This window comes from Alteromonas confluentis (genome assembly GCF_001757105.1).
Taxonomy (GTDB): domain Bacteria; phylum Pseudomonadota; class Gammaproteobacteria; order Enterobacterales; family Alteromonadaceae; genus Alteromonas; species Alteromonas confluentis.
In genome coordinates this window covers 207118-215841 of sequence record NZ_MDHN01000013.1, presented here as the reverse complement: position 1 = coordinate 215841, position 8724 = coordinate 207118, and the positions used below count along the sequence as shown (strand labels likewise).

7 protein-coding genes are annotated in these 8724 nt (G+C 48.5%); 1 reads left to right on the top strand and 6 read right to left on the bottom strand.

The window, feature by feature from the left end; translation table 11 throughout:
• Positions 1-267: 267 nt before the first annotated feature.
• The 6 genes from BFC18_RS06680 to hslR all read right to left on the bottom strand — a co-directional run bounded on the left by BFC18_RS06680 (position 268) and on the right by hslR (position 7637).
• Positions 268-1290, bottom strand: coding sequence for an IS110 family RNA-guided transposase (locus tag BFC18_RS06680; RefSeq protein WP_070123325.1), 1023 nt, complete (start codon positions 1288-1290; stop codon positions 268-270).
• A gap of 239 nt (positions 1291-1529) precedes the next feature.
• Positions 1530-2696: an MFS transporter gene (locus tag BFC18_RS06675; RefSeq protein WP_070124580.1), complete on the bottom strand. Its 1167-nt coding sequence runs from the start codon at positions 2694-2696 to the stop codon at positions 1530-1532.
• A gap of 14 nt (positions 2697-2710) precedes the next feature.
• Positions 2711-4027 (bottom strand): Na+/H+ antiporter NhaC family protein, encoded by a 1317-nt coding sequence (locus tag BFC18_RS06670; RefSeq protein ID WP_070124578.1) that lies wholly within the window; start codon positions 4025-4027, stop codon positions 2711-2713.
• Positions 4028-4265: 238 nt separating this feature from the next.
• Positions 4266-5828 (bottom strand): phosphoenolpyruvate carboxykinase, encoded by a 1563-nt coding sequence (locus tag BFC18_RS06665; protein WP_070124577.1) that lies wholly within the window; start codon positions 5826-5828, stop codon positions 4266-4268.
• 481 nt (positions 5829-6309) lie between these two features.
• Positions 6310-7209, bottom strand: a complete 900-nt coding sequence (gene hslO / locus BFC18_RS06660) for an Hsp33 family molecular chaperone HslO (protein WP_070124575.1) — start codon at positions 7207-7209, stop codon at positions 6310-6312.
• A 23-nt stretch (positions 7210-7232) separates the two neighbouring features.
• Positions 7233-7637, bottom strand: coding sequence for a ribosome-associated heat shock protein Hsp15 (gene hslR, locus BFC18_RS06655; RefSeq protein ID WP_070124573.1), 405 nt, complete (start codon positions 7635-7637; stop codon positions 7233-7235).
• 140 nt (positions 7638-7777) lie between these two features.
• On the opposite strand from hslR, the gene gspC reads away from it, so the two are divergent.
• Entirely contained in the window at positions 7778-8719 is a 942-nt protein-coding gene (gene gspC / locus BFC18_RS06650) for a type II secretion system protein GspC (protein ID WP_070124571.1), read from the top strand.
• Positions 8720-8724: the final 5 nt, after the last annotated feature.

The window sequence follows — 8724 nt, the reverse complement described above, 5'->3', positions numbered from 1 at the left end:
ACCCATATATGGACACCTGGTGCAAGTGAATAGCTTCACCAGGGCTATATTTTTTCAGTTTTAAATAACAGATATTACGCTGCTGTCGTATATCCGGCCTGTTAATGGGAGCTTCATATGTCCCTGGCCCTAATGAGTACCGCGCCAGACTTGCTCTTATCATCCCTCCGACATCATGTGTCATGGGTTCACTCAGCGTTGGGTCTGGCCCGGCGTAACCTGTTATTTCATTACTGTTTTATCTACAACGTTTTGGTGAGATTTATCTTACATTCCCTTCAACTCGAAGGGCGCTTGTTTTGCTAGCACCGCCCAGAGGATGCGAGCCAGTTTGTTTGCCAGAGCGACGGCAGCTTTATGTTTTCCACTTCGTATAATCACTTGCTCGACCCAACGAGATAACCGGTCATCCGCATTCTTGCTGTGCCTTATGATGGACCAGGCTCCCTGCACAAGTAACTTTCTGAGATATCGGTTACCTCGTTTGGTGATGCCACCCAGTTTTTGTTTACCGCCACTGGAGTATTCTCTGGGGACTAAGCCCAGGCACGCTGCATATTGGCGACCATTCTTGTACTGTGACGGGTCTCCCATGTGCGCCACGGCGGCAGTCGCCGTTATAATACCGACCCCTTTAATCGTCATGGCTAACTCTGCAGCTGGCGAGGTGCGGGCCTGTTCCCGAATAATCTTTTCCTGCTGATGAATCGCGTCATCAAGATAGCGCCATTCCTCCATCATCAAGTTGAAATTACGACGTGCCGCTGTGGTCAGCGTGTTTTCCGCATCTTCGAGGATGAACGGCAGCATTTCTTTCACACGCTCAATGCCTTGAGGCATGTTGATGCCGTATTCTCTCAACAGCCCGCGAAGCTGATTGACGATGTTGGTTCTGGCCGCTACCTGACGCTCACGAATGTTATGCGTAATAGAAAGGTCTGTTTGCTCAACGGTTTTAGGTGAAACAAAACGCATGCTTGGACGCATGGCTGCTTCTGCAATCGCAAAGGCATCATTGCGGTCATTTTTATTTCCTTTAACGAAGGGTTTTACATGCCGTGTTGGAATAATGCGCACATTGAACCCGTGCGCCTGTAGCGTTCTGCCAAGGTAATTCGAACCACCACAAGCTTCCATCGCTACAGTGACACCCGGGTGATATTTAATGAGGAAAGGAAGTAACTTATCGCTCTTGATAGGGCGGTTGAACTGCGGCTTACAGGCCTGATTGACACCACAGACCTGATAAATATTTTTTGCCAAATCGATGCTAATTAGCGTAACGTTCATGGTGGACACCTTTTGTTTTGATTGTTGCTTCGAAAACTCAATCATGGCGCATTATGACGCCGTATCAACATTAGGTGTCCATCTCATCATCCATGGGGCCTCGACTGCCGCATCCCTGCGGCAGACGGTTTTTGATACCCATATCTCCCTCACCTACAAGACCTTGTTCTGCTTCTAAGACTGACGTTCACAAAGATCGCGAATATCGTCTTTCCGAAAGCAGGCGGTACCAACCCGGCCTATGCCCGCGCTTTTATCTGGCGGCTGTAGAACCAGGTCATGGTCCATAGCCACATTCCAGCGATGGGTATGATCCAGAAAGCAGTTTGTAGGCCGCTGATATTGGCCCAGAAACCAGTGGTGAAAGAGGCAATCTGTACACCGAGTGCGTTGCCAATCATGGAGATGCCAGACAGCACCGGGCCTTTGCCTGCATCTACGTTCATTGCCGCAGAAAGTACCAGCGGGAACAGGCCGCCGAGGCCAAATCCGAGAAGAAAGTTGAATGCGCCAATGGCGAAAGTGCCTTCAGCCAGTTTGATACCCAGCGCACCGGCTAACATCAGAGTAACCAATATGGTCATCAAGCGGTTAACGGAGAAATAACGCAGGAACCAGGCGAAAACTAATCGGCTCAGGGTCATACCGGCAGTGAAACAAGCCAGTAGATTTCTCGCCTGTTCGCCATCATAGCCACCATCTTTCGCATAGCTGACAAACCAGTTAGCGTTGCCGAACTCTACTGCGCCATAACCAAAACTAACCAGGCACAGCAGCATAAATACCGGCTGTTTCAGCATCTCGATATATTTCAGAGAGGTTTTTGGCGCTTTAGGCTGTCCGGCAGTGAGCTTCTTATTGCGGCTGGCGATCATAAAGATATAGGCCGATAGGCACAGCAACATAAACGTGAGCAGCTGCAACGGCTTTTGCCATTCATGCCATACCCAGTACACCAGGGTGACATAGAACGAGGCAGCGAAGGTGCCCAGACTGAACATGAAATCCATAATGCCCATCATGGCAAAACGCTTTTCCACATAGAGCTGCGCAATCAATGTGTGACCAATAGTAATGACCGCCGAGCTCACCACACCGACAACAAATACCATAAACAGCAAGCCCTGCCAGGTGGTCATTAATGACATGATAAAAATCAGGATGGCGTCTATGGCGCACAGCCAGGCAAGCAAATAGAGAAAGTCGAATTTGGTGACATATTTTCCGCCGAAAATAGCGCCCAGCATCATACCCAGAGAAAACAACAAAAACAGGGCACCGCTGACGGTTTCAGACATCGCCAAATCTGTCGCCATTTCCGGTAGCAATACGCCCCACAGAATGAACAGCATGCCAAACAGGAAAAAGCCACTGAAGATAACGGTGGTGACCGGGCGGCGATCCATAAATACTCCGGAGATTAAACGTCAGTATCGGCGTTCACGGTAACAAACCGTGGAATATTGAACGCAATCGCAACAACACCGAATACAAATAGCAACATGGGATACCAACAGTACATGGAAACCGACAATGGCGATAGTCCGCCCACTGCCGCAATCGTCAGGATTTGTGCTCCGTAGGGTACCAGCCCTTGAAACGCACAAGAGAATACATCAAGAATACTGGCGGTACGACGAGGGTCGACACCGTATTGTTCATTGAGGTCTTTTGCTATTGGGCCGGCGGCTACAATGGAGATGGTGTTATTCGCCGTAGAGAGATCCAGCAAGCTGACCAGTGCGGCGATGCTGTATTCTGCCCCCTGACGACTCTGAACACGACGTGTCAGCGTGTTAATAAGCCAGGCAATGCCGCCATAAGCATGCATCAGCGCCACGATGCCACCAATGGTTACCGCAATCAGCGACAGGTTTTGCATCCAGCCAATGCCGGTCTGAATACTCTGCCACATCGCCATCGGTGCGAAACTTCCCACCAAGAGTCCGATAATCGCCGCAGAGCCAATACCAATAGCCAGCACCAGTACCACATTGAGTCCAATCAGCGCACAAATGATAATCAGCATATAGGGCAGCATGCGCACCACATCGTAGTCGCCTTGTTGCAATGTACTGGTATCGGCAACGGGTACAAACATCAATAAAATGAAGGTGATAATCGATGCCGGCAATGTGATCAATAAGTTCGCTTTGAATTTGTCGGTGAGCTTGACGCCTTGGCTACGCGTTGCAGCAATCGTGGTATCAGACACAAACGACAGGTTGTCACCAAACATAGCGCCGCCCACCACGACACCGGCGAGGAGTGCAGGAGAAACGCCAAGCCCTTCACTCAAACCAAGTCCGATTGGGGCAAGTGCGGTAATCGTGCCGGTGGATGTGCCCATAGAAAACGAGATGAAACAGCAAATCAAGAATAATCCCGGCAGGATCATAGGGGTAGGAATAACGCTGAGCGCCATATTCACCGTAGCATCGCGCGCACCAATATCGATTGTCAGTGAGTAAAATGCGCCTGCGAGCAGAAAAATGATAACCAGCAGAATGATATTCTTGTTGCCCGCACCCTCACAAAACCGCCCGATCTTGTCATTCAATGATAGTCGCTCACCTTTTGGATTAAGAATCAGGGCATAACCGGCAGCGAGAAACAGCGCCACCAACACGGGCATAGCAGTAATATCGTCGGTGATGAGGCCAGCGCATAGCACAACGGCAACGAAAAATAGAATAGGGGTTAAGCCCAGAAACTGGGGAGCGGGTGGTTGTTGCACGGGACCTCGATAAATGGCGTTAAGTTGATCGGAGACCGTGCGATTTTAGCGCAATTCTCCTGCTGGGGTGAATAAGACAAACCAGTAAAAACCGTCGCTTGCCCCGAAAAGTCGACGATTTTGGGCAGAACAGCTCTTGAAAAAGCATTTTCTTTGAAGAAACACGGTGATATTAACGAAAAAAGCCCGCGAACAGGTCGCGGGCAATAACGTCGACTAACGTCGGATAGAAAGCAATTTAGAAGCCTGGTCCGGCCTTAACAATGGCTTCACTCACATCATATTTTTTGAAGTTAGCCTGGAAGTCGTTCACCAGATTTTCTACATAGGTCTGGTAAGCCGCCTGATCGGCCCAGGTTTCAGAGGGCACTAACAGCTTGCTGTCCACACCTGGCACAGCAACCGGCACGTCCAAGTTGAGGCCAGCAATATGTCTGGTTTCGACATTAGCCAGTTCACCAGACACAATGGCGTCGATCACGGCGCGGGTAGTAGGAATATCAAAACGCTTACCGGTTCCGTAAGGGCCACCGGTCCAGCCGGTATTCACCAGGTACACTTTCGCACCGAAGCTTATTACTCGCTTAATAAGCAGCTCTGCATACACGCCAGCCGGACGCGGGAAGAATGGCGCGCCGAAGCAAGTGGAGAAAGTAGACTCGATATCAGCCGTTGAACCAATTTCTGTAGAACCGACCTTTGCGGTATAGCCACTCAGGAAATGGTACGCCGCCGCTTCTTCGCTAAGTACAGAGACTGGAGGTAGCACACCACTGACATCGCAGGTGAGGAAAACCACTGAACGGGGCTCGCCGCCCATGTTCTCGGCAATGCGCTTCTCAACATGCTCCAGCGGATAGGCTGCGCGGGAATTCTGCGTCAGGCTGACATCGGTATAATCTGGCGTACGGCTGTCATCTAATACCACGTTTTCCAGAATGGTTCCGAAACGAATGGCATCCCAGATCACCGGCTCATTTTTCTGTGACAGATCGATACATTTTGCGTAGCATCCACCTTCGATATTGAAGACGCTACCCGGCGCCCAGCCGTGTTCGTCATCGCCAATCAAGAAGCGTTTAGGATCGGCAGACAATGTGGTTTTGCCTGTTCCAGACAGTCCAAAGAACAAGGTAACATCACCGTCTTGTCCCACGTTAGCAGAGCAATGCATAGGTAGCACTTCTTTTGCCGGCAGCAAAAAGTTCTGTACGCTAAACATGGCTTTCTTCATTTCGCCGGCATAACGCATACCGGCTAAGAGTACTTTTTTCTCTGCAAAGTTGATGATTACGGTGCCATCGCTGTTGGTGCCATCGCGCTCAGGTTCACAGGTAAAGCCAGGGACATTCAGAATTTGCCAGGCTTCTTTGCCCTGTGGGTTCCAGGTCTCGGGTTGAATAAACATATTGCGGGCAAAAACATGCTGCCAGGCGGTCTGCGTTCTTACAATAACCGGCAAGGCGTGCTCGGGGTCAGCGCCCACTTGAAGATGAGAAAGAAAGTATTCCTGAGTACTGATATATGACTCAACCTGAGCCCACAGTGCATCAAACTTATCCGCATCGAATGGCTTGTTAACTTTGCCCCAATCAATATCAGCCTCAGTGGAAGGCTCTTTAACGATAAATCGGTCTGCCGGTGAACGACCTGTCCGGTGGCCCGTTTCAACCACCAAAGCGCCGTTGTCGGCAAGTTTACCTTCGCCTCGCTTAAGGGCGATTTCAATGAGTTCTGCTGAGTTGAGATCAGCCATTACATTGACTGCTGATTTTGAATTGATGAGTGGTGCGGCGGTCATTTAGTAAGCCCTCAAGTAAGTTTTCAATTTAACTTTCAAAAATCCATCTTAGTTAAATTGCATATAAATTAGGGCACAAGAAAACATCACGTTAACAAATAGCGACTATTTTTTGATCTAAATTACATCTTGCAGAAATAAACTTTCAGAAATGATGAGTCAAAAAAGAATGGCACGACTTATATCCAACTGAATTTAATAGCTTAACAACATGAAACAAGAGTTGTAATTCAAAAGCAGTAATTACAGGTTTTGTAGTATTTTTAGTACTGCTCTTTATTTCGGGCCCTCAAGAAAAGGCATTGCTTTCATGCTTTTCCTGCACCGCATTCATTTTGAGCTGATTGGCAAACTGGTAAGAAAGGTAACAGCGCAGGACTGGATAGCCTGTTACGAAGGCACAATAAAAAATCGAAAATAGTCTTTATAGCAGCGTGCGCAAACAGCAGAGCAAATTTGCGCACGTTACCAGAAAACGCGCTTACTGGTCTTTTCGGGTTTCGATAAACTGACCGTTGTGAATGGCTTCTACATCCACACTGTCGAACACATACTCTGAATGACAGTACTGACAATTCATTTTGATCGCGCCATCTTCTTCTATAATTTGCAGAAGCTCTTCTTTGTCTACATTACGTAATGCGTCGGCGCTGCGCTGCTTAGAACATGAGCAGGCAAAGCTAACAGGGTGAGAAGGATAAACTTCCACTTCTTCCTGATGATACAAGCGGTAAAGAATATCGTTTACCGGCAAACTAAACATTTCTTCTTCAGTCAGCGTTTCCGTCAGCTTACAAACGTGATCAAACTGTGTGTCATTCTTCACGTCGGTATTGGCAGCTTGGCTTGGCAGCACCTGAAGCAGCATACCAGCAGCACGTGCGCGAGTTGGCTCACTCATGTCAGTCATCAATGTGACTTTCGTCGCCAATTGTTCAGATTGGGTGAAGTACTCTTCGAGGCACTCTGCCAGCGTGGGCTTATCCAGCGCGACTACACCTTGATAGCGTTCGCCTTCCTGGGGAGTAATAGTGATAACCAGTACGGCGCTATCCAGCAACTCCTGAAAGCTCTCTGGCAGTACACTTAAAGATTCATCCCAGCGCGCCACGCCACGCATGGTGTAATCATGCGTTGCATTAATAACCGCGTAGTTTACTGGCCCTTTGCTTTGAATTTGCAGGCCAATTTCACCTTTGAATTTCAGGATCGCGGTTAGCAACGTCGTAGCCGCCGCCATTTCGCTTAGTAAACGCTGAATTTGCACCGGGTATTCCACACTGTGCACAATCGGCTGTAAGCTTTCTTCTAATCGCACCAGTTCACCGCGAACATTGGCGGCATTTAGCAGAAAGCGATGTAACTCATCATAGTTGCTCATGAAATCTATCCTGTCAGTGCAGCCTATTGCTGCTTGAATTTAATAATTTGTCGGCGTTGCTTTTTATCCGGACGATTTTCCGGTCGCGGACTATGAAAGGCGCTAAATTTACGGGCCTCCTGATTCGATTCCCGCTGCGCTATGCTCTCGGCTGTTTCTTCGTAAAGTGCCTGGGCTAATGGTGCGCTAAGCCGCTTTTCGCTCAAGCCCAACACTTTTATTTCCTTAATATCCCAGCCCGCCGGAACTTTTATCATTGCACCGGGCTCTACGTTTCGGCTTGGTTTTGTTCGCTGACCGTTATAGTGGACCTTTCCTGCCTGCACCATTTCACGGGCAATAGCACGGGTTTTAAACAATCTTGCAGCCCATAGCCATTTGTCCAGGCGGACTGTTACATCTGTATCGTTAGCGTCACGATTGCTCATGTAATATTTTTGTCACTCTTACGTTTTAGTGTTGTGACCCGCGCCTCGACTAGGCTATGATGGGTCGGCTATAGTGGGTTTTACCCGCACTCAATTAAATAATAAAAGTAATAATAAAAGCAGTACGTACGACGGATCGCATGACATTAACCAAAATTGATTCTCAGTCTCTGGCAACCTTCTTCAGCCGGCACCAGAAACAACTAAATCTTTTAGTTGTTGTACTGCTGAGCGTCTATTTATTAGCGTTCGCAGCAAAGCTAATATGGCGAATTATACCCGAACCGTCTGGCCCTGCCACACCAGCCACCTTGTCTTCTGCACCGAAACCTGTCGCATCAGCGCAACGTGGGGTCAATGTTGGCGGATTGCAACAGTTAAATTTATTCGGTACGTTGAACCAACAGGCTGCCCCTGTTGAAGAAGAAGTCGATACCGACGCCCCAGAAACCAAATTAAATCTCACGCTTACAGGCGTGGTGGCCAGTTCCTCTGTGAATGAAGGTACGGCAATTATTGAAAATCGTGGTGTACAAAATGTGTATGGCCTGGGTGAGAAAATTGAAGGTACCAACGCAACCCTGGATCGGGTAATGAACGATCGTGTCATCATTAAAAATGGCGTTCGTAAAGAAACCCTGATGCTTGACGGCGTAGACTACGATGAAGCAAACCGTAAACGAGCTGCCGTCAACGACACTACCCGCCGCGTTCCACCGCCAGTCAGACCTCGCGTTCCACCGCCCAAAAATGCAGTTACCATAGACGAAGATGTGTCGTCTTCGTTGCGTGAAAGCCCAGGTAGCTTTACAGATTTCATCGCGATCACGCCAAAAATAGGCGATGGTCAGCTTATCGGATACGAAATAAAACCGGGGAAAAACCCGTCTTTATTTCAATCAGCTGGTTTACAAGCTGGTGACGTTGTAATTCAAATCAATGGACTTGATTTGACAGATACCCAGCAATCAAAGGAAGCCATGAATGATTTGCGTCAGGCCGAAACCATTGAACTGACGCTGACACGTGATGGCGAGTACATTACCATCTATCTGGAAATGCCAGAGCCGGGTAATGAATAATAAAA